Consider the following 23576-nt stretch of genomic DNA (forward strand, 5'->3'; position numbering starts at 1 on the left):
CACTACACGTTCACTTCCTCATCGCCCAGCACATCCTGCACGTACAGCATTTTTACCAGCACGGTTAAGATAGCGATGATGGGCGTGGCCAGCGTGAGCCCCAGCAGCCCGGTAAACGAGCCAATAACAAGCTGCCCCACTAAAATAAGCGCTGGCGGTAGTGAAATGAGCCGCTGCTGCAATACCGGCGATACGGCGGCGCTTTCCAGTGTTTGGGCCGCCAGGTACAGCAGCAGTACGTAGAGGGCCATGTGGGGGCCGCCGTTGAAGAAGGCCAGCAGCAGCGCCGGCACCATCGACACCACCGGGCCGATGTTGGGAATGAATGTCACCAGGCCCGCAAACAGCCCCAGTGCCACCGCCAGGGGCATACCCAAAAAGCTGAGCCCCACCACCGTAAGTACCCCCACAAAGAGCATCGACGCCAGCCGGCCCAGCACCCAGTTCACGAGCGTACTGCTGACTTTGTCGAGCACCTCGTGGGCGCGGGCGCGGCTCGCCTTGGGCACCAGCATAACCAGGCCGGCGCGGTAGGTTTTGGGCTGAATAACCAGAAATATGGCTAAAAACAGGATGACGTAGCCATCAGCTAGGATGCTAAATGTGGTCGAAAAAATACCCGTGGCCCGGCCCAGCCACTCCGAAGTGCCACCCATGAGCTTGCGGTAATCGAAGTCTTCGCCAGCCAGACGCTGGCCCCACTCGGTGCCGCTGATGCGCGCCTGCGCATCCTCAATGGCCTTCGGTAGCTGCTGCTGCAAGCCGCTGAGTTGCTCGCTGAGCTTGGCCGAAAACAGCCAGCCAATGCCCCCCAGCAGCCCCAGCATCAGCAGGGCCAGCAGCGCCACCGCCAGCCCCGTGGGTAGGCCAATGCGGCGGTGCAGCCACTCGGCCCCCGCCCGCAGCGGCAGCGCAATGAGCAGCGCCGCCAGCAACCGCAAAAATACCCCAAATGCCAGGCCCAGCAAGCCCGTCAAGGCAAGTATCAGTACGGTGATGCCCACCGCAATGCACACGCGCTGCACGTAAGGGGTTAGGCCAGGGCGAGCAGCAGGAGTCGAAAAGTGGTCCATAAGTAGGGGGGTGGGAAGCAGTGCCCCGGCCGATTTCCTGGTGGGCAAGGGGCTTACGACGAAAGCCACCCGCTGGCCGAAAAGCCAAACCGCCGCGCGCTACGTACCCCTTCCCTACTCGTCAAAATCGACAGTTACCTCGGCCGTGGTGGGGCGAGCCTGGCAGGTGAGCACGTAGCCCTTGGCCACCTCCGTTTCGGAGAGCGAGTAGTTGACGTCCATGGCGGCGGTGCCGCTCGTGACGCGGGCGCGGCAGGTGCTGCACATGCCATTTTTACACGAGTAGGGCGCGTCGATACCGGCGGCCAGCGCCGCATCGAGCACCGTGTCACCGTAGTACGACATGTCGAGGCGGTAGCCACGGCCGTCGAGACGCAGGGTCACCTGGCTCTTCTGGTCGTCGTCGCCCACTGGGCGCTGGGTTTTGGCCTTGGCCAGACCGCCCGCCGTGGCAAACAGCTCAAAATGAATGTTATCGGGTGCTACGCCGGCTTCGGTAAGGGCCCGCTGCACGCCCTGAATCATCTCCTCGGGGCCGCAGATAAAGCACTCGTCGAGGCGGGCGGCGGGCAGCGCCGTTTGCAGCAGTTGGGCAGTTTTGGGGTAGTCGAGGCGGCCAAAAAACAGGTCGCTGTCGCCCTGTTCGCGGCTCAGTACGTGGAACACGCTCAGGCGCTGCACAAACTTATTCTTCAGACCCTCAATCTGTTCCTTGAAAATAATGGAGTTGCGCCCCCGGTTGCCATACACCAAATAGACCCGGCTAGCCGGCTCAGTGAGCAAAATTGTCTTGGCGATGCTCAGAATGGGCGTGATGCCGCTGCCAGCCGCAAACAGCGCGTAGCTTTTGGCCTGCGTGGGGTGCAGGCTGGCTGTGAAGCGGCCCTGCGGCGGCATCACGTCGAGGGTGTCGCCGGGGCGCAGGCCGTCGTCCACGGCCAGGGTCGAAAAGCGGCCGTCGGGTACTTTCTTAATGGCCACGCGCCACTCATTGTCCAACGGGCTGCTGCACAGCGAGTAGCTGCGGCGCAGCTCCTCGCCTTGGTGCTCGCGGCGCAGGGTAAGGTACTGGCCGGGCTGGTAGCTGAAAACCTCGCGCAGCTCGGCCGGTACCTCGAAGGAGAGCGACACGCAGTCGGGCGTTTCGCGGGTTACGCTCTTGATGACTAGTTTATGGAAACGGCTCATTTAGTGTATTTTACTCAGCAAATAATCATTGTCATGCAAACCGTAGGGAAGCATCTCGTTCGCCTCGTTGAACCGATGGAGTGCGTGGCTAACGATTGGGTTAGTGCGGTACGCGAGATGCTTCCCTGCGGGCTGCATGACCGTTCTTTTTAACTCGTTTCTGCCATTTTACTGCACGTCCCGCAGGTCCTTCACGCGGTTCAGCTTGCCGCCTTCGCTGCGCGGCAACTGCCCGCAGCCCAGCAGGTTGACGCGCATACTGAGGCCGATATTATCCTTGATTTTCTTGGCAAACGTGCCCTGAAGCTGGCGCAGGCACTCGTGCTGCACCAGGTGCTCGGCGGTGAGGGTGGCCGTGGCCAGGCCCAGTTCGTGCAGCAGGGTTTCGGCCACTTCCACGTTCACCTCTACTTCGTCGAGGCTGCCGCGGCGAGTGGCCACCACCTGGTAGTGCGGGCTGGCGTGCGCCAGGCCGCTAAGGATATCCTCAACCTGCGTGGGAAAAAAATTAACGCCCCTAATGATAAGCATGTCATCGGCCCGCCCGCGAATCGGCCCCATTTTTACGTGGGTGCGCTTCACCGAGTGGCCGTAGTAGATGTTGGTAATATCGCCCGTCCAGTAGCGCAGAATGGGCATCGCTTTCTTGGTTAAAGTACTGAGCACCAGTACGCCAAATTCGCCCTCGGCCACGGGCTCGCCGGTGTCCTTGTCCACTATCTCGGGGTAAAAGTGGTCCTCCCAGATGTAGCTGCCGGTGCCGCGCTCGTCCACGTCCTCCTGCGAAATGCCGGGCCCCAGTATCTCGCTGAGCCCGTAGATGTTAGTGGCCGCCACGCGCAGCCCGCCCTGCACCTGCTGCCGGATGGCCTCCGTCCAGGGCTCGGCCCCGAGCACGGCCAGCTTCAGGTTGATGGCCTCGGGCGCAATGCCGCGCCGCTGCATTTCCTCAGCTAGCACTTGGGCATAAGAAGGGGTGGCACAGATGATTTCGGGCCGAAAGTCCTGCAATAGTTGCAGCTGCCGGTCGGTGCTGCCCCCCGATACGGGAATGACGGTCAGCCCCAGCTTTTCGGCCCCGTAGTGAATGCCCAGGCCACCCGTAAACAGGCCGTAGCCGTAGGCATTTTGCAGCTTCATGCCCGGCCGGCAGCCCGCGGCGGCCAGCGAGCGGGCCACCACCTCGGAGAAAATACCGAGGTCGCCAGCCGTGTAGCCCACCACCGTGGCCTTGCCCGTAGTACCGCTGGAGCAGTGCAGCCGCGCTACCTCGGCCTCGGGCACCGCAAACAGGCCGAAGGGGTAGTTATCCCGAAAATCGGTTTTTTTGGTAAAGCCCAGCTTCGTCAAATCCTCCAGCCCCCGAAAAGTGGCGGGGTTGATGCCCGCCTCGGCAAACTTGCGCTGGTAGAACGGCACCCGCGCCGCCAGGTAAGCCACCTGCTCCTTGAGCCGGGCGTTTTGCAGGGCGCGCAGCTGCGGCAGGGGCAGCCGCTCGATATCGGGGTTGAAGAGCATGGGTAAGGCAGGGTGGGAGGAAAGCTAACCAACGCTGCAAAACTAACAAACGTTTGTTGTCTTAAACCGCCAAGCCCTGCCTTACCGCCGCCGCGCTGCCCAACTACTCGCCGGCCGATGAGCCAAGGGCAGCGGGCAGCGGCTGAAACAAATGAGTGGGTAAATACTGATTGACGGGCACCTGAAAGCGGTCGGCCAGCTCGTGCGCAAAGTCGATGGCGTCGTTCACCGCGTCGAGGCTGAAATGGGCCATGATGATGCCCGTGGCGCTCCGTTGCTGCGACAGCATCACAATCAATTCTTGGTGGCGGCCCTTGGGGTTTTTCCAGGCGTACTTGTTGGAGGAGCCAAGGGCGCTGTCTTTCGACACCGCCGAATAGTACTTCAGCGTGATACCCACCACCAGGGGCAAGGACTGCCAGCGGCCCACCCGCCAGCGCCGTAGCTCAAGATACTGCCGGTAGCGCTGCAAATCGGGGCTGAATTCGAGGCCGGTTCCCAGGGAACTGAGCCCAAGCACAACGGCCAGGCCAACCAGCCCCGCCACCCAAACCGCCGCCCCATACAGGACCAGTACCCCCGCCACGCCCACCGCGAGCAGTAAGGTCGGAAACCGAAACTGGGGCTGAAGGCTAGGAAAATCCATAGGGAAGAAACAACTAAAAATGATAAATGACAAATTAAAAATCTACTGGTCAAGATTTTAATTTGTCATTTTAATAGAGTTTGCGCAAAAGGCGTTTGTCATTGTGCGCCAAGCAGGGCCGCGGCAATCGCACCAGCACGACGGGCGTGCCGGGGCGATTGCTACGCGCTACGCGCAATGACGAACGATTTACGTACTTCCTGTTTTTTAATCTACAGCCGTAGGTCTATACTTTCAGCAGCTCCGCTTCTTTGTGGCCCGCCAGCTGCTGCCACAGCAAGATGAGCGCGGCCTGGGTGGTGTACTCGATGTTGGTCTGGCGGCCGCGGTCGATGTTAATCTGGCGGCTTACGGTGCCGGACGGGGTGGCGCAGGCGATAAAAATGGTGCCTACCGGCTTGAGCGGCGTGCCGCCGCCGGGGCCGGCAATGCCGCTGGTGGCCAGGGCTACGTCGCAGCCCAGGCGGGCGCGGGCGCCTTCGGCCATTTCGCGCACGGTGGCCTCGCTTACGGCACCGTGCTGGCCCAGGGTTTCGGCGTTCACGCCTAATAGGCTTTCCTTCAAGTCGTTGTCATAGGCTACCACGCTGCCGCGGAAATAGGCCGAGCTACCCGCTACGCTGGTAAGGCGCTGGGCTACCGCGCCGCCGGTGCAGCTTTCGGCGGTGCCCAGCTGCCAGCCCTGGGCCTTAAGTAGCTGGCCAACTACCACTTCGAGTGGCGAGTCTTCTTCGGCAAAAATGTATTCGCCAATGTACTGGCGTAGCAGCGGCAGCAGGGCCAGCATGCGGGGGCGCAGGTTGGGCTGGCCGTCGGGGATGCCGGTGAGGCGCAGGCGCACGCTGCCCAGGCTGGGCAGGTAGGCCAGCTTGATGTTGGGTGGCAGCGCATTTTCCCAGTCCTTGATTTTCTCGGCCAGAAACGACTCGCCCAGCCCGGCCGTCATCACCACCACGTGCTCGATGGGCGCAAGCTGAAACTTGGCTTGCAGCTTGGGCAGTACCTCGTCGGTCATCAGGCGCTTCATTTCGAAGGGCACGCCGGGCATGCTAATAAACACAGTGCCAGCATCTTCTATCCACATGCCGGGCGCGGTGCCCACGGCGTTGTGCAGCACCTCGGTGCCGGCGGGCACCAGGGCCTGCTGGCGGTTCACGTCAAGCATGGGGCGGTTGAAGCGCCGGAAAATATCCTCCACGTGGTGCAGCGTGGGCTCGTGCAGCACCAGCTCGCGGCCAAAGTAGCGGGCCAGCACGTGTTTGGTGAGGTCGTCTTTGGTAGGGCCGAGGCCGCCAGTCATCAAAATAACCGTGGCGCGCTGACGCGCTTGGTCGAGGGCCGCCACAATTTCGTCGGCGCGGTCGCTCACGCTCGTTATCTGGCGCACGCGCAGGCCCAGGCGGCCCAGCTGCTGGCCCATAAAGGCCGAATTGGTGTCCACGACCTGCCCGTAGAGCAGCTCGTCGCCGATTGTCATGATTTCAACGTCCATCGAGAGGGGCTAGAATAGTTTGGCCGGGTTTTAGGGAGAACTTTGCGGCGCGGTGCTTGCAGGACAGCTATACGGGCCGTCCGGTTTTTTACGTCCCGCTTTCCCCCTTTTTTCGTTGCATGAAAAATCTACTCCTGGCGCTGGCCTTTTGCAGCGCCGCCCCGGCCCTGGCCCAAACCACCAAAAAGGCCACTACCAAAAAAACGACCGTCGTTAAAAAAGCGGCCGTAAAAGCTCCCGTTAAAAAAACCACCACTACCACCAAAACCGTGGCCGCGCCGGCCCCCGCGCCCGTAGCGCCCCTCACCGAGGCCGAAGCCAACACCGGCTTGCGCGAGGCGCTCACCAATGGCATCACCAAGGCCGTGGCCTTCGCCTCCGAGCCCGACGGTTTCAACCTGAACGATGATATCCGCATTCCCTTCCCGCCCGATGCCCAGTTGGTGGCCACCACGCTCAGCTCGCTGCCCGGCCCGCTGGGTAAGCAGGCCGTAGAGCAAGCCACCAACCTGCTCAACCGCGCCGCCGAAGCCGCCGCGCCAGCCGCTAAGGATATATTCCTCACTGCGTTGCAGAACCTCTCGCTCAGCGATGCGCTCTCGCTCGTGACCAGCAGCAACAAAGACGCGGCCACCCTGCTGCTGCGCAAAAATTCCGAAATGGCCCTTAACGCCGCCCTACGCCCCAGCATCGTGCAAAGCCTCGACCAAGTGGGCGCCAACGCCGCCTACGGCAAGCTCATTGCGCGCTACAACAAAATTCCGCTCATGACGCCCGCCAAAACCGACCTTACCGACTATGTAACGGCCCAAACCGTGGACGGTCTCTTCGTGCTGCTAGCCCAGCAGGAAGCTAAAATCCGCCAAAACCCGGCCGCGCAGTCGTCGGCTATTCTCAAAAGGGTGTTTGGTAGTAAATAAGTTTATGCATCATAAATACTTATTTTTTAAGTACTTATGATACATAATAAACTGTTGTTTGCAGTGGCTTCTAGTGCAGGTATTTTCACCGCAGCAAATGCAGCGGGCTGCGCAGAAGAGCAGCCTCTGCGCAGCCCGCTGTGTTTGCTGCGGTGAAAATACGCTAACCTGCCAATGTAGAGTTGCTGCCCACCAGGGAGGGCTTAGCCTGCGACTCAGTGGGTTTTGCTTTAGAGTAACATCTTCAGAACGTGACGGTTTGCTTTAAAAAGTCAGCATATTTTTTGTCTTCATTCGCAAAAATTTCTTTGCCGCCTCCCATATAAGCGCGTAGCAGCTCGTCCGTTGCCCGCTGGGTATTACCTAGCTCAAACTGGATTTCGCCCAAGCGAAGATGAATAAGCGGGTTGCCAATAGCGCCTGGCACGTGCATCGCCTTAGCCAGGGCCGCGTAAGCCTGGGTATACTCGCTGGCAAAGTAATAGGCTTCGCCCAACGAGGTGAGCAGCCATAACGAAGCCTCCCAATCCTGGTAGGGTTCGGGCAGTAGCCCAAACGCAGCTCTGAACTGGGCAATAGCATCTGGGTAGTTGCCTTGTTCCATGAACTCATCGCCAGCTTTACCAAGCTGCAAGATGTGTTGGTGTATTGTATCGTCCAGTTCTTTGGTAGTAAGCATGGGCTTGGTTTAAAGGGGTAGCTAGCCTTTTAAGGCTCAAACAAAAGTAGCCTTGCATTCGAGTATTTGCGCACTACTACTTTTTTCGTTGTTTTACCCGCCACAAGCCAAGATGCTGCATCGCGCTCAACACGACGTTCTTTTTTGGCTGGCTACGGTGCTTTTCTGGTGCTGGTAATCTTTCGCATGCACTGCCCTAACTAAAAGAGCGAGCTACCCATTGGGCAGCTCGCTCTTTTAGTTAGGGCAAAATTAAGCTATTCGCCAACCAGATTTTTTAGCTAAAAACTGACAGGTAACCCAAGTTACGGTTCGCCTGCCCGGTCCGTCGGCGCAAGCCAGCCGACCGGTTGTCATTGCGCAGCCCGCGCCGGTCAGCGACAACCGGTCGGCTGGCTTGCGCTGGTGGACCGGGAGCTTAGCTAGTAGTCGCTGTCGTAGTCGTCGCCGCGGCTACGGCTGCGCGCGCTACTGCCGAGAGAGTCATCGTCATCTTCGTCGTCGAGGTCGTCTTCGTCATCGAGGGAGCCGCTGCTGCTGCTACCGTCGGGGTCTTCGGCGGCCTGGGCGGTGGTGAATTCTTCTTCGGTCATGGAGGCCAGGTCGAGCGCCTCGTCGTGCGAGGAGCCGGTGTCGCACCACATCAGGTAGTCGGCGTATTTGGCCGAAAGCTGGTCCTCGCCCGAGCCTTTGGTTTTGGCGCCGCCCGTGCGGGCGTAAGCGTCGAGGTTGTCGTCGTCGTCGAGCGAGTCGTCGTCCAGGTTATCGTACTGTCGCATAGCAAAAATGGCAGTAGAAGGGATTTAGATGAGGTTTTGAAAGCGCTGCAAAGATACGGGCGGCGGCCAAATAGGGTTGGGGCCGGGCACGTGGCCCAGCCGGGCCGGCCCTTGTTCAGCCCCCCAGCGATACGCCTTCGTAAAGCTCGGCCAGCGCTATCTTCAATCCTAAATCGGGTAGTAAAATGGTGTCCTTCAGCTCTTTAAAGCCATATACGCTCAGCAGGCCGTTGGTATTGCGCGAGCCCAGCGATACCCGCGCCGCGTATTCGGTTACCAGTAGCACGTGCTGCACCGACGGAATGGAATAATACAGCTCAAATACCTGCTGAAAATGCGTCGGCAGGGCGTGGGGCAGCACCTTCACCAGCAGCACGGGATTGAGCAGGGTGTCTTGGTGGCCATCGGGCCGCAGCTGCACCGGGCCGGCTACCACGGCTACGTCGGGGTAGGTAAACAGCGGCCCCTCCGGGGCATACAGACGCACGCCCCGGCCCAGCACGGCCCCGTCGGCATCGTCGGGGAGCTGGTCGGCCAGCAGCTGGCCGGCGTTGGTGGCCAGCCGGGCGTGCGCGGTGCTCACGGCGGGCATCGGTAGCAACTGCCCGGCCAGGTACTCGTGCTTCACCAGCGCGCGCCGCTCGGTTGCTAGGTAGTCTGCTTCGGAAATAGGGGACTGCGGGCTCATTGGGTAGGGCAGGGCTGTGGCGCTTCGGGGCTTCAAACGTACTACGGCGCCCGGCTACCGCTGAAAGTCGGTAATCAGTACCTGCGCTTCGCAAAAGGCATATTCGGCCGGCACGTTGGACGATACGATGACCAGCCGGCCGGCGTCGCGCACGCGCGCCACGTGCTCCAGATACCAGGCGGCGCCCTGGGCGTCGAGGTTAGTAGTGGGCTCGTCGAGCAGCAGCAGCGGGGCGGCTGCGTACAGGGCCAGCCCCAGCTTGAGGCGCTGCTTCATGCCTGAGGAGAAGGTGCGCACCGACTGGTGGCGCGCCTTCTGCAAATACATCAGCTCTACCAGCCCGGCTGCCGACACGCCCGGCCGCAGCGGCTTGAGGCGGGTGTGAAAGGCCAGCAGCTCCAGCAGGGTAAAGTCTTCGGGCAGCTCCAGGTAGGGCGCGCAGTAGGCCAGGTACCTGGGTATCTCAGTTACCAGCAAGGTTTTACCGGCAAGCGAATACGTTACCGCGCCCTCGGTGGGCAGCAGCTGCCCAGCCAGAATGCTGAGCAGTGTGCTTTTGCCCGCCCCGTTGGGACCGAGAATGGCCGTGGCCGTGCCGGGCTGAAATGCGTGGCTTAGCTGCCGGAATATCCACTGGCGGCCGTAGCGGCGGCCCAGGTTTTGGGCGTCAATTTGTAAAGCCATTAGCTTGTAGCGGCTAGCCGTTAGCTTTTATCCTGCGCTAGGCTAGTAGCTGGCAGCTAAAAGTTAATGGCTCAACGAATTAGTCAGCGCCTTCTTCGAGGAGTGCGCCGCGGCTGGGGCCTTTGATAACGCCCCGTGCTGCCGAGCGCACAAATTCCACTACCTGGTCGCGCTCGGGGAGGGCGGGTAGCTCGGTTTCGATGCGGCTTAGCGCATCCTGCATGGATAAGCCGCTGAGGTACAGCGTGCGGTACATTTCGTGAATGGCATTCACCTGCTCCTCGCTAAAGCCCCGGCGGCGCAGGCCCACCGAGTTGACACCGGCGTAGGTGAGGGGCTCGCGGGCGGCCTTCACGAAGGGCGGCACATCTTTGCGCACCAGCGAGCCGCCGGCGATAAAGGCGTGCGCCCCAATGTTGGTAAACTGGTGGATGGCCGTGGTGCCACCGATAATGGCCCAATCGCCCACTTGCACGTGGCCGGCCATTTGGGTGGCGTTGGAAATCACGCAGTGGTCGCCCACCAGGCAGTCGTGGGCAATGTGCACGTAGGCCTGCAGCAGGCAGTAGCTGCCCACCACGGTGCGGCCGCGGTCCACGGTACCGCGATTCACGGTTACGCACTCGCGCACTACCGTGTAATCACCTATGTGCGCGGTAGTTACCTCGCCGGCAAACTTAAGGTCCTGCGGAACGCCCGAAATTACCGCGCCCGGAAAAATCTGGCAGTTGGCCCCAATGCGCGCCCCGTCCATAATGGTCACGCTGGGCCCAATCCAAGTGTTTTCGCCAATTTCCACGTCACCGGCAATGTAGGCAAACGGTTCGACGGTTACCCCCGGCGCGAGCCGGGCAGCAGGGTGGATATGGGCAAGGGGAGAAATCATTCTTTTTTAAGCTGTTGGCTAATAGCTGCTAGCTGTTAGCTGGACATTTTGAAAAAAGCTAACAGCTAGCAGCCATCAGCTAAAAGCTAGCTTTAAACGTTGTCTTTGCGCACAATGGCAGCGCTCATCTCGGCGTCGCACACCACTTTGCCATTCACGAAGGCCTGGCCTTTCATTTTGGCAATGCCGCGCTTGATGGGAGCCATGAGCTGGCAGTGGAAGATAACGGTGTCGCCGGGGAGTACCTTTTTGCGGAAGCGGGCATTCTCAATGCCCAAAAAGTACTGCCAGTAGTTCTCGGGGTCGGGCACGGTATTCATCACCAGGATGCCGCCGGTTTGGGCCATGGCCTCAATCTGCAACACGCCGGGCATCACGGGGTTACCGGGGAAATGGCCCTGGAAAAAGGGCTCGTTCATGGTAATGTTCTTCACGGCCGTCACCATCTGCGAATCGAGGTGAATGACCTTGTCGAGCAGCAGAAACGGGTAGCGATGGGGCAGCACCTGCATAATGCGGTTGATGTCCATCACCGGCACGCGGCTGGGGTCGTAGAAGGGCACGGCGCTGGTACGGTCTTCCAGCATGCGCTTCTTTATTTTTTTGGCGAAGGCGACGTTGGCGGCGTGGCCGGGGCGGGCGGCCAGAATCTGGCCCTTCAGCGGGCGGCCCACCAGGGCGAGGTCGCCCACGAGGTCGAGCAGCTTGTGGCGGGCGGGCTCATTTTTGTGGCGCAGGTCCACGTTGTTGAGGATACCTTCCTTCTTCACCGACACCTTGGGCTTGCCCAGCATGGCGGCCAGCTCATCGAGCTCGTGCTCGCCCACCACGCGGTCGACCACCACAATGGCGTTCGAAAGGTCGCCGCCCTTGATGAGGTTCGACTTATAGAGCTGCTCCAGCTCGTGCAAAAAGCAGAACGTACGCGACGAGGCAATCTCGCTCTCAAACTGCTTGATGTCGGTGAGCGTGGCGTGCTGCGAGCCCAGCACCGGCGAGTTGTAGTCGACCATCACCGTGAGGCGGTAGTCGGCCAGCGGCAGGGCCGCGATTTCAACGCCCCGCGCATTATCCATGTAGCGGATGGTGTCGGGAATCTCGTAATAGTTGCGTAGCGCGTTCTGCTCCTCAAAGCCCACCTCGTTGAGGGCCTTGATAAACTCGTACGACGAGCCATCCATGATGGGCGGCTCGGGGCCGCTGAGCTGGATGAGCACGTTGTCGAGCTGCAAGCCCGCCAGGGCAGCCAGCGTGTGCTCCACGGTGTTGATGCGGGCACCGTTCTGCTCGATGGTAGTGCCCCGCGAGAGGTCTACCACGTTGTCGACGTCGGCATCGACGAGGGGCTGACCCGGCAAATCGACGCGCTGAAACTTATAGCCGTGGCCCACCGGAGCGGGGCAGAAGGTCATGGTGGCCTCTGCGCCCGTGTGCAGCCCAATGCCCCGTACCGTGACGGGAGCCTTAATAGTGTGTTGTTTGTCGTTCATTATCTAGCTGTTAGCTATTGGCTATTAGCTGTTAGCATTTGGGGGAGCCGTACAATTGCAATGCTATTGAAAGAGGCTAACGGCTAACAGCTAATAGCTAGCAGCTCAAATCAGGTGCAAAGCTAAGCCTTATCGGGCGCTGCCTGGCTTTTTTCGAGTGCGGCCACGCGCTGCTCCAACTCGGGCAGGCGGCGGTACACCACGGCCGCGCGCTGGTTGGCCCGCAGGCCGAAGGCCGGGTAGCCTTGCAGGATTTGGCCTTCTTCCTTAACGGACTTCACCAGCCCGCTCTGCGCCCCGATGGTGGTGCGATTGGCCAGCGAGATGTGGCCCACCAGGCCCACCTGCCCCGCCAGCACGCAGTAGTCGCCAATTTTGGAGGAGCCCGAAATACCCGTTTGGGCCGCGATAACGGTATGCTTGCCAATCTCCACATTATGAGCCAGTTGCACCAGGTTGTCGATTTTGGTGCCCTGCCGGATGGTGGTGCTGCCCATGGTGGCGCAGTCCACGGTGGCGTTGGCCCCGATGCTCACATCGTCTTCCAGTACCACGTTGCCAATCTGCGGAATGGCCTTATAGGAGCCATCGGCCTGGGGCGCGAAGCCGAAGCCGTCGGTGCCCACCACCGCGCCCGCCTTAATGACGCAGCGCTGGCCAATAACGGTATCGGCATATACTTTGGCCCCGGCGTGAACGACCGAGTTGGCGCCGATGCGCACCCGGTCGCCGATGTAGGCGTGCGGAAAAACGAGCACGTTTTCGCCCAGCACGCAGCCCTCGCCTACGTAGGAGAAAGCCCCCCGGTAGTGGTTGGTTCCGATGGTGGAGCTTTCGCCCATGAAGCTGGGCTGCTCTACGCCGCGCTTGCCCATGCGCGTGGCCTGGGCATAAAACTCCAGCAGCTTGGTGAAGGCCGAGTAGGGGTCGGGCACCCGCACGAGGGCCGCGGCTACGGGGTGGCGCAGCACCAGCTCGGGGCTCACGATAACGGCCGTGGCCTGGGTGGTATATAAAAAGTGCTCGTACTTGGCATTGGCCAAAAAGGCGAGCGCGCCGGGCGCGGCTTCCTCAATCTTGGCTAGGCTCGACACGGTAGCGGTGGCATCGCCCTCCACGGTGCCGCCCACCACTTGGGCAATCTGCGCAACGGTAAACTCCATAGGGGGCAAAAGTACAGACCACAGATTTAACTGATTTCAGCGGCTAGAACGGCTTATTTGTGGGTTTGTCCCTTGCCTCATGCACCTGTGTGCACGGGGTCGAGGCCCGACAAAGCGAAGTATTTGTGGTTTTATCCGTTGAGGCAGAACCACGACTAAGCCGTTCTAGCCGCTGAAATCAGTCAAGTCTGTGGTCCTGGAGTGGGCTTGCAGCCGCTCGCGCAGCAGCGCCACCAGGGCGGGGTCCTGAAACTGATAGTCGTCGGGGATGCGCAGGTTAACGATAGTCTTGCCCCGCAGCGCGGCCCCAAACTTGGCCCGCAGGTGGTCGGCGTGCTTTTTTTCCATCACGAAGATGATATCGGCCCAGCCCAGGTGGCCGGCGGCCACGCGCACGCGGGCCCCCGGCTCGGTACCCGCCGAGCGGGCCAGCAAGTGCGGGTGGCCATCGAAGAGGCGCTTGGCGGTGAGACTGCGCCAGCGGTTCTGGCTGCATATAAACAGGAACTGGCGGGGCGGGGGTGGGGAAGCAGTTAAAGTGGGCTGGCGGATTTTTTAGCGCAAGAAAACGACGAATTTCTATTACTCGCAACGATTTGATAACGTTACTTTTACTAAACAATCTGGCTGTTCGGCTGGCCAGATTGTATCAGCTCAAAAAGCCTTGTTTTTGAGCATCTTATCCCACCTAGGCCGCCTCAAGCTTATGCTCCGTTCTTACCCTGTTTTAGCCACTTTGCCCGGCCGCTGGCTGGGGGCCGTGGCCCTGCTACTGGCCCTGCTGCTGCCCGGCCGCAGTTGGGCGCAGGCCGCCGCCACTATCCGGCTCGAAGCCGAAGACGCCCTGGTTTACGGCCCCACCAAACTGACCGCTACGGCCGGCTTCTCGGGCACGGGCTACGTGGGCGACTTTTCGCAAGCCAGTGATAGTCTGGTATTTAACTTTCCGACCCAGGCCAGTCGCTACGACCTGACTATTCGCTACACGCTGCCCACCAGCGGGGCGCGCACGAGCACGGTGGTGCTCAACGGCGTGGCGGCCGACAAGTCCTTGCCCAGCACCGGCGCGGCTTTTGGCTCGGTGTCTTTGGGCCGCGCGGTGTACGCGGCGGGCCAGAACAAGCTCGTTATCAAGGCCAACCAGGGGTACTACGGCATCGACTACATCGAGCTGGTGCCCGTGGTGACCACGCTGGTGCCGCTCGTCAACAACCGGCTCGAAGCCGAGCTGGCCGACCTGAACAGCGTAACCGTGGCCACCACGCCCACCGGCTTTTCGGGCACGGGCTTCGTCACGGGCTTCACCAACAGCGATGCCAACAACGTGAGCATCAGCTTCAACCTACCCACGGCCGGGCTCTACCAGCTGGCAGTTGGCTACACGTCGACCTTCAGCCTCAAGGTAGCCAATGTGACGACAAACGGCTCGAAAGCCACGGTATCCTTCCCCCAAACGTCTGCCTCAGCCCCCTTCAGCGTGGCCGGTGGGGGCCAGGTGCTGCTGCCGGCTGGCCTCAACACGATTGTGATTGGCGGCAACTACGGCTTCTACGGCATCGACTACGTGCAGCTGACGCCCACCACGGTGGCCCTGCCCGTGAAGCCCGCCAAAACCCTGGTTGACCCGCTGGCCACGGCGGGGGCCAAGGCGCTGTTCTCGTACCTGGTTGACTTGTACGGCACCAAGGTGCTGGCCGGGCAGCAGGATGATAGCTACGGCAACGGCAACTCGGAGGTAAGCTACGTGCTGGCCACCACCGGCAAGGAGCCCGCCATTGTCAGTATGGACCTGTATGATTATTCATCGGCCCCGGTGGCGGCCTACGGCACGCCCACGGGTACTACCGAACGCTTCCTCACGTGGGCCAAGAGCGGCAACGGCCGCGGCATTACCAGCCTGATTTGGCATTGGCGCGCCCCAGCCGATATTACGGCCACCAACGGCAACGGCAGCGTAGACCCCAGCGGGGCCTTTTACACCAAGAATACGAGCTTCAACTTTGCCGCCGCGCTGGCCGATACTACCAGCACGCGCTACCGCTTGCTGATGAGGGATATAGATTTGATTGCCGTGCAGCTGAAGAAGTTTCAGGCGGCTGGGGTGCCGGTGCTGTGGCGCCCGCTGCACGAAACGCCCGGCACGTTCTTCTGGTGGGGCAACCAGGGGCCCACGGCCTTCAAGCAGCTCTGGCAGCTGCTCTATACCCGCCTCACCGTGCGCCACCAGCTGCACAACCTGATTTGGGTGTACTCCATCAACGACGTGCCCGATGCCGCCTGGTACCCCGGCGATGCGTACGTGGACATTGCCAGCGCCGACGAATACCAGGCCACCATCGACCCCAACGTAAACCTGTCGAGCAAGTGGGACGCCATGAAAACGCTGGTGGCCCCCCGCAAGCTGGTGGCCCTGAGCGAGAGCGGCAGCCTGGCCAACCCCGACCAGATTCGGGGCTACGCCACCTGGTGGTCGTGGTTCTGCGCGTGGCAGGGCACCTACATCCGCAATCAGCAGGTGGGCTTCCTGCGCAGCCTCTACAACGACCGCGACATCATCACCAAAGACAAGCTGGCCGACTGGCAGGGTACGGCCCTGGCCGCCAAAAGCGGGGCGGCGGCCGTTTCGGCTGGCCTGGCGGTGTACCCCAACCCCACCAGCGGCGCCATGCTCAACCTGGGCCTGCGGCTTACGGCCGCCCAGGAGGTGGGCGTGGAACTCGTCAACAGCCTGGGCCAGCGCGTGGCCACGCTGCGCCCGCGCCTGCAGGCCGGCGACAACCAGCTCCAGCTGCCGCTTGCGGGCGTGGCCCCCGGCATTTACCAGGTGTTGGTGCGCCCGGCCACGGGGCCCGCACTCAGCCAGCGCGTGCAGGTTTTGTAAGCTAGCCGCCCAATTGCCCGCCCGTTAAAATCCTGCTCTCAGCTGCTGGCTTGCCGGCAATTGGGAGCAGGGTTTTTTGTGGCGCTTTCGGTAACGCAGTAAGTGCTAAAAATGCAATTATTGCTAAGAAAAGGGCGAATTTTCATTAATCACAAGTTGCTGATAAACTTAATTTTACGAACATAAACTTACTATTTCAGCCAGCGTAGCGCTGGCCGAAAAAAGGAGATTTTATAGCTTGTCCCCAACACTTATTTTTTTCATTTTCACCCACCCACCCCCATGTTACACTCCTACCAGTCTGTTTCTTCCCGCTTCCCGTTGGCTAAGGCTCTCGGACTACTCGGCTTCGGCGCGGCGCTGCTGGCGGCACCCGCTGTTCACGCGCAGGTTATTGCTACCACCCCTAAAATAGAGGCCGAGGCTCCTACCAATACCCTAACCGGAGGGGCAGTAGTTAAAAATGTAAATCCAGCAACGGCGGGTAATGATAGCTACTCAGGCACGGGCTGGGTCGATTACAACGCCGCTCCCAGCGGCATCGATTTTCCGTACACTGCTGGCGCAGCCGGACTCTATGAGGTGCTGGTGCGCTACGCATCGCAGTACGAAGCCAAACCGGGTAATATCCACGTAAACGGCGGGCCTGCGGGCAAGCTCTACTACAACTCGACGAGAACCGGTACCAACTTCCGAAGCACCAAGACGGTTGTTGCGTTGACTGCCGGGGCCAACAAGATTACCCTCGAAGGAGGCGACAACTACTACGGCATCGACTACATTCAGGTAGCAGCAGTAGCGGCTATCCCCACGGCGCTCACCCCGGCCGCCACCACGGGCCGGGTGGAGGCTGAGGCTGGGCAACTGTACTTTGCGCAGGCAGTAATCAAGGACGGCAACGCAGCTACCAGCTACTCGGGTACCGGCGGCTACGTGAGTAGCTTTTCCGAAGACAAAGCGCTGGTTAGCACTATTACGCTGCCAGTGAATATTGTGACAGCAGGCCTGTATCAGATTGCCGTTGGCGCACGGGGAATTTTTGATGATAAGAGCTTCGACTTATCGGTAGCCCGCGGCGCGGCAGCGGCTACCGGCAAACTCACGACGGGCCTTGGCAGACTCAGCACCACCTTCCAGTCATTTGTGTCGGGCAAATACAACCTAGTGGCTGGCGTTAACACCATCGTCATCAGCAGCCAGACCAGCTACCTCGACGTTGATTACGTAGACATCACGCCTGCCACCGGCGTGGCTACGGCCGCCAGGGCCAGCGCCGAAGCCCAGAAGGCCCTTTCGGCCTACCCCAACCCCACTAGTGGCCAGGCCCTGAGCGTGAGCCTGGAGCTAGCCAAAGCCCAGGAAACCACTTTCGACCTGGTAAATTCTCTGGGTCAGCGCGTGAGCACCACCACCCGCAGCCTGCGCGCCGGTACCAACCAGCTGCAGGTACCCACGGCCGGCGTGGCCGGCGGCATCTACCAGCTAGTGGTGCGCGGCGGCGACCAGCCTGCCTTGGTGCAGCGCGTGGTTATCAACTAGTTGAATGCCTGAAGAGCTATGAAAAAGGCAGGCTTCCCCGGTTGGGGAAGCCTGCCTTTTTTGCGTGGGAGTGTGCCGTGGCGCGCGGAGGTTGTGCAGGGTAGGCGCTGGCCTACGGCGCAGTGTAGAGCTGAGGGTGGTCACTCTCGAAGCCCGTGAGCGCATCCTGGTAAAAGCTGAGGAAGCCGGGCACGCTGCTGTGGCCGGGGTAGGGCGCGTAGAAGTGGCCCAGGTGGGCATTGCGCCACACCATAACGTAGGCAATGCGGCGCGCCTGCGGGTCGGCTTTCAGCTGGCCCAACAGGTTGTCGTTGTACCAGTTGGGAGTCGTTATTTTTTCAAGGCCGGCTTCGGTGAGGGCGGGTATCTTGTGGCGCTTTTCGGCTTCGCCCACAATAGCGGCTAGCGTTGTTACGCCTTTGTTGGGGGTCGTAATCTTGTCGAAATCGCCGTAGTCATCGAAGCCCAGCACATCGACGTAGGCATCGCCGGGGTAGCGCTCGAAGTAGGCCGCCATGTCGGGCACGCGGTCGGGCGAGTAGGCGAAGAGCAGGTTGTGCACCTGCTTAGTATCGCGCAAGTACTTGACCGTGAACTGCCAGAGCTGCGTAAACTCGGTCGTAGTGCAGTGCCGCCGGCCCCACCAGAACCACGAGCCCGTGTGCTCGTGAAACGGCCGGAAAATGACGGGCACGGCCGTGCCATCGGGTGCTTGCAGGCCCTTGAAGTAGTCGGCCGCAATGTCGAGCGCCTTGAGGTAGGCCGCGTGGTGGCTGCCGCCCGGCAAGATGGCCGGTACCACGGCCGTCGTGTCGTAGAAGTTCTTGCCGGTCACGAAGTTATCCATGTGCCAGCAAAAGGTATTGAGCCCACCGCGCTGGTAGGCATCGAGCACCAGTTGGCGATGGCGGCGCAGGGTGGTATCGGTGGCTACGGTGCGCCCGCGCAGGGTGGCGTTCACCACCTCGGCCACGTCCCAGCCATACACGGCGGGGTTCGAGCCGCACACGCTCTTCACGTCGCTGCGGTTGGGCTCATCGTGCCAGCCAATGCCGTACTGGGTGGCGTCCTGCTGACCAAACAGAATGCTTTGGCCTTGCAGCCGCTGCAAATTGTAGAACAGCGCCTTAGTTTGATAAGTAGCTTGCTTGTCAACTACTTGCACGGGGTGGGGGAAGCGTCGGCTACCGGTGGGCTGCCCCACGCGGCCGGTGCCGCAGCCTGCCAGGCCCAAGGCCCCGGCCAGTAGCCAGGCTATTTTGGTTGAGGAGCTCATCGGCGGCCAGTGAGGTTGGATAAGGGTTCGGCGCGCGCGCCCTGCGTAGTCATTCTAACGGGCAGAATACGCCCGCTTTTATTAAAGTGCAGCTCGTCGATGGCTACTTGGCGGTGGTTGCCCTCGGCATCGCCGAGCGGGTGGCGGTGGTACACAATATACCAGCGGTCGGTGCCCGGCACTTGCAGCACCGAGTGGTGCCCCGCGCCGGTACCAATCCGGGCATCCTGCTGCAACACCTTGCCCGCCCGCTGGAAGGGCCCGAAGGGCGAGTCGCCCACGGCGTAGGCCACCGAGTAGTCGGGGCCGGTCCAGTCGCCCTCGCTCCACATGAAGTAGTACTTGCCCTGCCGCCGGAACATCACCGGCCCCTCGACGTAGCCGGGTGGCGTAATCGACTTAAAGACAGTGCCGTCCTTGAACGGCACGAAGCCCGTGAAGTCGCTTTTGAGCTGCGCAATGTTGCAGTGCTGCCAGCCGCCGTACACGAGGTAGTACTTGTTATCAGTGTCCTTAAACACAAACTGGTCAATGGGTTGCGCACCGCTCTCAAACTTATCTACCAGCGGGTGGCCCAGGTAATCTTTGAACGGCCCGGCCGGGTTATCGGCCACCGCCACACCAATGCCGCCGCGCTGCTGGTTGTTCTGAATATCATTGGCCCCAAAAAAAAGGTAGTATTTCCCATCCTTGGCCACGATGGCGGGGGCCCACACGGCGCGGCGCGCCCACTTCACGCTGGCCGTGTCGAGGACGTGCGGGTGCTTGGTCCAGGTGATAAGGTCGGGCGACGAAAAGGCGTCCAGAAACACCTGCTGGGCGTAGGACTTGCGCTCGCCCACGGCCTCGTTGGCGGGGTAGGTGTCGCCCACTACGGCCGACAGCGTGGGGTAAATCCAATACTGCGAGCCGAAAATAGCGATTTCCGGGTCGGCATACCAGCCCGGAAGAATGGGGTTGCCGGAGAGCCGGGCGGGTGAGGCGGTGAGCTTGGGTTTGGTTTGGGCCTGGGCTACCCCACAAGTCAGCAGGCCCAGGGCTAACAGCGCTTTCTTTGCAATCATTTGATGGTTAATTAGTTTAGCTACTGACTAAAGCAGCGCGATGGGCGGTGTCACCAGGTTGGCTATCGGCCGGCTGCCGCGCAGCCCGTACCAGCCAATGTAGATATAGCACAGCACCGGCAGCACGAAGGCCCAGCGCAGGCCCGGCCCGTCGGCCATGGCCCCAAACAGCACGGGCACCAGCGCGCCGCCCACAATGGCGGTGCACAGCAGCCCCGAGGCCTCCTCGGTGTGGCGGCCCAGCCCGGCGAGCGCCAGCGTGAAAATGGTGGGGTACATAATGGAGTTCATCAGGCCCACGGCCAGCACCGTCCACATGGCCAGCGGCCCCGTGGTGCTGATGGACACCAGCACCAGTACCACCGCCCCGGCGGCATTGAAGGCCAGCAGCTTAGTGGGCGAAAACTTATTGAGCAGGTAGGCCCCGGCAAAGCGGCCCACCGTGGCCCCGCCCCAGTAAAAGCCCACCATCTGGCCGGCGGCCAGCGGCGTGAGGCCGCCTACTTCGGGCAGAGCAAAGTAGCTCACCAGGTGCGAGCCAATGGCCACCTCGGCCCCCACGTAGGCAAAAATACCCAGCACGCCAAGCATGAGGTGGCGATATTGCCAGGCTTTTTCGTGGTGGGAGGCCGCGTTGTTGCCTTCGGCCGGCACTATCTGCGGCAGGTTAACGCGGCTCAGCAAGAGGCTGATTAGCAGTAGCATGCCGCCTACTATGAGGTAGGGCATCTGCACGGCGCGCACGTCGATGCTGGCGGCCGTGGTGGCATTGTCGAGCGCGGGTAGCCGGCTCAGCAAAAAGATGCTGCCCAGCACTGGCCCCAGCGTGGTGCCCACCGAGTTGAACGCCTGCGTGAGCGTGAGGCGGGCCGAGGCCGACTTCGGCGGGCCCAAAATGGCAACGTACGGATTAGCAGCTACTTGCAACAGCGTAATGCCCGAGGCCAGGATAAACAGCGCCCCCAGAAACAGCCCGTACGAGCGCTGCTCGGCGGCCGGGTAAAACACAAATGCCCCAATGGCCGCCACCACAAAGCCCAGCAGCATGCCGCGCTTGTAGCCCACCCGCTCCACCAGCTTGCCCGCCGGAATGCTCATCAGGAAATAGGCCCCGAAAAAGCACAGGTTAATCAGATTAGCCTGGGTATAAGAGAGTTGGAAGATGGCTTTCAGGTACGGAATGAGGATATCATTCAGCGACGTGATGAAGCCCCACAAAAAGAATAGCGTGGTAACGGCGCTCAGCGCCGAGGTGTAGCGCGGGGTAGGGGTAAGCGAATCGGAGCCGGCCGCCTGCGGCGGCGCGGAGTACATTGGAACAGCCATGCGGGTGAGAAATGGAGGACGAAGCCCCGAAGATATTGGTTACGCTGCCAACGACCTATGCCAAGCCGGCCAGTACGTGTATTTGCTGGAAAACCACCAGCCCTAATTTGCGCCGCCCCTCCCGACCTTTGCCCCGGCGGTAGCTCCTAATTCCCGCCCTTGGCTGATGCGTACTGAAAAAAACAAAGCGACGTTTATTATCAGTCTGTTATCCGTTTCAGTAGCCCAAACTACCCTGCGCCTGCCGGCGCTAGTACGTAGCCACATGGTGTTGCAGCGCGACCGCCCGGTACCCGTGTGGGGCTGGGCCGCGCCAGACGAGGCCGTTACGCTTACGTTTGCGGGAAAAACGTACCACGCCAGCGCCCCCGATGCTACCGGCCGCTGGCAGGCCACGCTGCCTGCCACGCCCGCCGGCGGCCCCTATACCCTCACGGTGCGCGGCCGCAACAAAATTGAGCTCACCGATATTCTGCTTGGTGACGTGTGGCTGGCCACGGGGCAGTCGAATATGGAGTTTCAGGTGAAAAGCGGCAATAATGCCGCCCAGGAAATTGCCGCCGCTAACTGGCCCAACATCCGCTTTTTTAAGACCGACCTGGTACCCGCTTACCAACCGCAGGCCGATGTGGCGGGCACCGGCTGGCAGGTGTGTAGCCCGGTCACCGTGGCAGATTTTTCGGCGGCGGCGTACTTCTTTAGTCGCGACCTGTACCAGCACTACCAGGTGCCCATGGGCGTGGTAGTGAGTGCCTGGGGCGGCACCCCTGCCGAATGCTGGGTCAGCGCTGAGGGCCTGCGCACGCTGCCCGAATTTGGAGCCAGCATAGCCAACTTCGCGCGCAAAACCACTGTACTTCGCGACGACCAGTTGGCTTACGAAGCCAAGAAAAATTCCGTGCTGCTCAATGTGCGCGCTTATGTCGAAGGCCCTCGGCCCGCCGGCCAAAACTGGGCCGCGCCCACACTCGATGCCCGTGCCTGGCCCACTATGGCGCTGCCTGGCTACTGGGAAGCGCCATTGGGGCCGACTACCTACGATGGCGTAGTGTGGTTTCGGAAGGAAATTGACCTGCCGGCCTCCCTGGCGGGCCAGCCGCTCGCGCTCACATTGGGTAAGATTGATGCCGCTGACAGCACGTTTTTCAACGGGGTGAAAGTGGGGGATACCGCTGGCTACAGCCAGCTGCGGCGCTACCAAGTGCCGGCCGCGCTCGTACGGCCCGGCCGCAACGTTATTGCCGTGCGGGTAGAGGTTACGGGCCGCAACGGCGGCCTTACGGGCCCCGCGGCCGAGCTGGCGGTGTACGGAGCCGGGCAATCGCTGCCGCTGACCGGCCTTTGGCAGTACCAGATTGGCACTGCTCGCGCCGGCGTGCCCGGTCCGCCCTTTGCCGGCGGCGGCCAGATAGCCCCCACAGCCCTCTACAACGGTATGATTGCGCCGCTTATACCGCTGGCTATCAAAGGGGTAATCTGGTACCAGGGTGAGAACAACGCCAGCCGGGCCGCGCAGTACCGCGCGCTTTTCCCGGCCCTCATCACCGACTGGCGGCACCACTGGGGTGCCGAGCTACCCTTTCTATTTGTGCAATTATCTAATTTTCAAGATGTTAAACCTGAGCCCAGTGAGTCGGCCTGGGCCGAGCTGCGCGAGGCCCAGGCGCAGGCCCTGCGGCTGCCCCGCACCGGCATGGCCACAGCCATCGACATCGGCGACCCCGCCAACATTCACCCCCACAACAAACAGGAGGTGGGCCGCCGCCTCGCCCTGGCCGCTCGCCGCGTGGCCTACGGCGACAACAAGCTCACGGCCAGCGGCCCCACCTACGCCGGTATGACAACGAAGGGAAAGGTTATTCAACTGAAATTCAGCTCCGTAGGTAATGAATTGCTGGTGAAGGAAGGCGCGACTGTCCAAGGCTTCGCCGTGGCTGGGGCCGACCGCCAATTTCACTGGGCCACGGCTCGCCTGGTGGGCAACGAGGTGTTGGTGCAAAGCGCCGCCGTGCCCGCCCCCGTAGCCGTGCGCTACGACTGGGCCGACAGCCCCAACGGCAACCTCTACAATAAGGCTGGCCTGCCCACCGTGCCTTTCCGCACCGATACCTGGCCGGGTGTGACGGAAGGCCGCAAGTAGGCGCGCTTTTGCCGCGGCTAAGAGGCTATCCGAATAGGGAAAAATCAGTTGTATTTTAGGGGTATGGCTACAGTTCAAGAATTTCGCATTTCGGACACGCTTTGGGCGCGGTTGTCCCCTCATTTGCCCGTCCACGTGCCCAAG

At 61.2% G+C, this 23576-nt stretch carries 20 protein-coding genes; 4 read left to right on the forward strand and 16 right to left on the reverse strand.

What is annotated here, in order from left to right:
- Nucleotides 1-2 precede the first annotated feature (2 nt).
- The 5 genes from QMK33_RS09110 to QMK33_RS09130 all read right to left on the reverse strand — a co-directional run bounded on the left by QMK33_RS09110 (nt 3) and on the right by QMK33_RS09130 (nt 5917).
- Nucleotides 3-1073 carry an AI-2E family transporter gene (locus QMK33_RS09110; protein WP_283564266.1) on the reverse strand — a complete coding sequence of 357 codons (1071 nt, stop codon included), beginning with the start codon at nt 1071-1073 and terminating at the stop codon, nt 3-5.
- Nucleotides 1074-1187: 114 nt separating this feature from the next.
- The gene (gene paaE / locus QMK33_RS09115; RefSeq protein WP_283564267.1) at nt 1188-2261 is read right to left on the reverse strand and encodes a 1,2-phenylacetyl-CoA epoxidase subunit PaaE; all 1074 of its coding nucleotides are present in this window, start codon (nt 2259-2261) and stop codon (nt 1188-1190) included.
- A gap of 168 nt (nt 2262-2429) precedes the next feature.
- The gene (locus tag QMK33_RS09120; protein ID WP_283564268.1) at nt 2430-3779 is read right to left on the reverse strand and encodes an AMP-binding protein; all 1350 of its coding nucleotides are present in this window, start codon (nt 3777-3779) and stop codon (nt 2430-2432) included.
- 103 nt (nt 3780-3882) lie between these two features.
- Nucleotides 3883-4425: a hypothetical protein gene (locus QMK33_RS09125; protein ID WP_283564269.1), complete on the reverse strand. Its 543-nt coding sequence runs from the start codon at nt 4423-4425 to the stop codon at nt 3883-3885.
- Between the two features lie 226 nt (nt 4426-4651).
- The gene (locus QMK33_RS09130) at nt 4652-5917 is read right to left on the reverse strand and encodes a competence/damage-inducible protein A (protein ID WP_283564270.1); all 1266 of its coding nucleotides are present in this window, start codon (nt 5915-5917) and stop codon (nt 4652-4654) included.
- Nucleotides 5918-6036: 119 nt separating this feature from the next.
- On the opposite strand from QMK33_RS09130, the gene QMK33_RS09135 reads away from it, so the two are divergent.
- The gene (locus QMK33_RS09135) at nt 6037-6837 is read left to right on the forward strand and encodes a DUF4197 domain-containing protein (protein ID WP_283564271.1); all 801 of its coding nucleotides are present in this window, start codon (nt 6037-6039) and stop codon (nt 6835-6837) included.
- A gap of 244 nt (nt 6838-7081) precedes the next feature.
- Here QMK33_RS09135 and QMK33_RS09140 read toward each other — a convergent pair whose 3' ends face one another.
- From QMK33_RS09140 to QMK33_RS09175, 8 genes are all read right to left on the reverse strand, one after another.
- Complete coding sequence (locus QMK33_RS09140) at nt 7082-7516, reverse strand: tetratricopeptide repeat protein (protein ID WP_283564272.1); 435 nt, start codon at nt 7514-7516, stop codon at nt 7082-7084.
- A 422-nt stretch (nt 7517-7938) separates the two neighbouring features.
- A complete protein-coding gene (locus QMK33_RS09145; RefSeq protein WP_283564273.1) occupies nt 7939-8295 on the reverse strand; it encodes a hypothetical protein in 357 nt (118 codons plus the stop codon).
- A 115-nt stretch (nt 8296-8410) separates the two neighbouring features.
- The gene (locus tag QMK33_RS09150; protein WP_283564274.1) at nt 8411-8983 is read right to left on the reverse strand and encodes a Uma2 family endonuclease; all 573 of its coding nucleotides are present in this window, start codon (nt 8981-8983) and stop codon (nt 8411-8413) included.
- Nucleotides 8984-9037: 54 nt separating this feature from the next.
- Nucleotides 9038-9667 carry an ABC transporter ATP-binding protein gene (locus QMK33_RS09155; protein WP_283564275.1) on the reverse strand — a complete coding sequence of 210 codons (630 nt, stop codon included), beginning with the start codon at nt 9665-9667 and terminating at the stop codon, nt 9038-9040.
- 79 nt (nt 9668-9746) lie between these two features.
- Nucleotides 9747-10553 carry an acyl-ACP--UDP-N-acetylglucosamine O-acyltransferase gene (lpxA, locus tag QMK33_RS09160; protein WP_283564276.1) on the reverse strand — a complete coding sequence of 269 codons (807 nt, stop codon included), beginning with the start codon at nt 10551-10553 and terminating at the stop codon, nt 9747-9749.
- A gap of 92 nt (nt 10554-10645) precedes the next feature.
- The gene (locus QMK33_RS09165) at nt 10646-12043 is read right to left on the reverse strand and encodes a bifunctional UDP-3-O-[3-hydroxymyristoyl] N-acetylglucosamine deacetylase/3-hydroxyacyl-ACP dehydratase (protein WP_283564277.1); all 1398 of its coding nucleotides are present in this window, start codon (nt 12041-12043) and stop codon (nt 10646-10648) included.
- Between the two features lie 122 nt (nt 12044-12165).
- Nucleotides 12166-13206 carry a UDP-3-O-(3-hydroxymyristoyl)glucosamine N-acyltransferase gene (gene lpxD, locus QMK33_RS09170; RefSeq protein WP_283564278.1) on the reverse strand — a complete coding sequence of 347 codons (1041 nt, stop codon included), beginning with the start codon at nt 13204-13206 and terminating at the stop codon, nt 12166-12168.
- 165 nt (nt 13207-13371) lie between these two features.
- Nucleotides 13372-13641, reverse strand: a complete 270-nt coding sequence (locus QMK33_RS09175) for a protein tyrosine phosphatase (RefSeq protein WP_283564279.1) — start codon at nt 13639-13641, stop codon at nt 13372-13374.
- Between the two features lie 271 nt (nt 13642-13912).
- Between QMK33_RS09175 and QMK33_RS09180 the strand changes: the two genes are divergently transcribed.
- Both QMK33_RS09180 and QMK33_RS09185 read left to right on the forward strand, forming a co-directional pair.
- Nucleotides 13913-16087 carry a glycosyl hydrolase gene (locus QMK33_RS09180; RefSeq protein WP_283564280.1) on the forward strand — a complete coding sequence of 725 codons (2175 nt, stop codon included), beginning with the start codon at nt 13913-13915 and terminating at the stop codon, nt 16085-16087.
- 282 nt (nt 16088-16369) lie between these two features.
- Nucleotides 16370-17626 (forward strand): CBM35 domain-containing protein, encoded by a 1257-nt coding sequence (locus QMK33_RS09185; protein ID WP_283564281.1) that lies wholly within the window; start codon nt 16370-16372, stop codon nt 17624-17626.
- Nucleotides 17627-17738: 112 nt separating this feature from the next.
- Here QMK33_RS09185 and QMK33_RS09190 read toward each other — a convergent pair whose 3' ends face one another.
- From QMK33_RS09190 to QMK33_RS09200, 3 genes are read right to left on the reverse strand one after another with little or no spacing between them, the layout of a single operon-like run.
- Nucleotides 17739-18902, reverse strand: a complete 1164-nt coding sequence (locus tag QMK33_RS09190) for a glycoside hydrolase family 26 protein (RefSeq protein ID WP_283564282.1) — start codon at nt 18900-18902, stop codon at nt 17739-17741.
- Nucleotides 18899-19966: a glycoside hydrolase family 43 protein gene (locus QMK33_RS09195; RefSeq protein ID WP_283564283.1), complete on the reverse strand. Its 1068-nt coding sequence runs from the start codon at nt 19964-19966 to the stop codon at nt 18899-18901. Before QMK33_RS09195 ends, QMK33_RS09190 begins: the two co-directional genes overlap by 4 nt.
- A 27-nt stretch (nt 19967-19993) precedes the next feature.
- Nucleotides 19994-21292, reverse strand: coding sequence for a sugar MFS transporter (locus QMK33_RS09200; protein ID WP_283564284.1), 1299 nt, complete (start codon nt 21290-21292; stop codon nt 19994-19996).
- Nucleotides 21293-21458: 166 nt separating this feature from the next.
- Here QMK33_RS09200 and QMK33_RS09205 point away from each other — a divergent pair, with 166 nt between their 5' ends.
- Nucleotides 21459-23432 carry a sialate O-acetylesterase gene (locus QMK33_RS09205; RefSeq protein ID WP_283564285.1) on the forward strand — a complete coding sequence of 658 codons (1974 nt, stop codon included), beginning with the start codon at nt 21459-21461 and terminating at the stop codon, nt 23430-23432.
- Nucleotides 23433-23576 lie beyond the last annotated feature (144 nt).

It is taken from the genome of Hymenobacter sp. H14-R3 (genome assembly GCF_030063445.1).
GTDB lineage: Bacteria > Bacteroidota > Bacteroidia > Cytophagales > Hymenobacteraceae > Hymenobacter.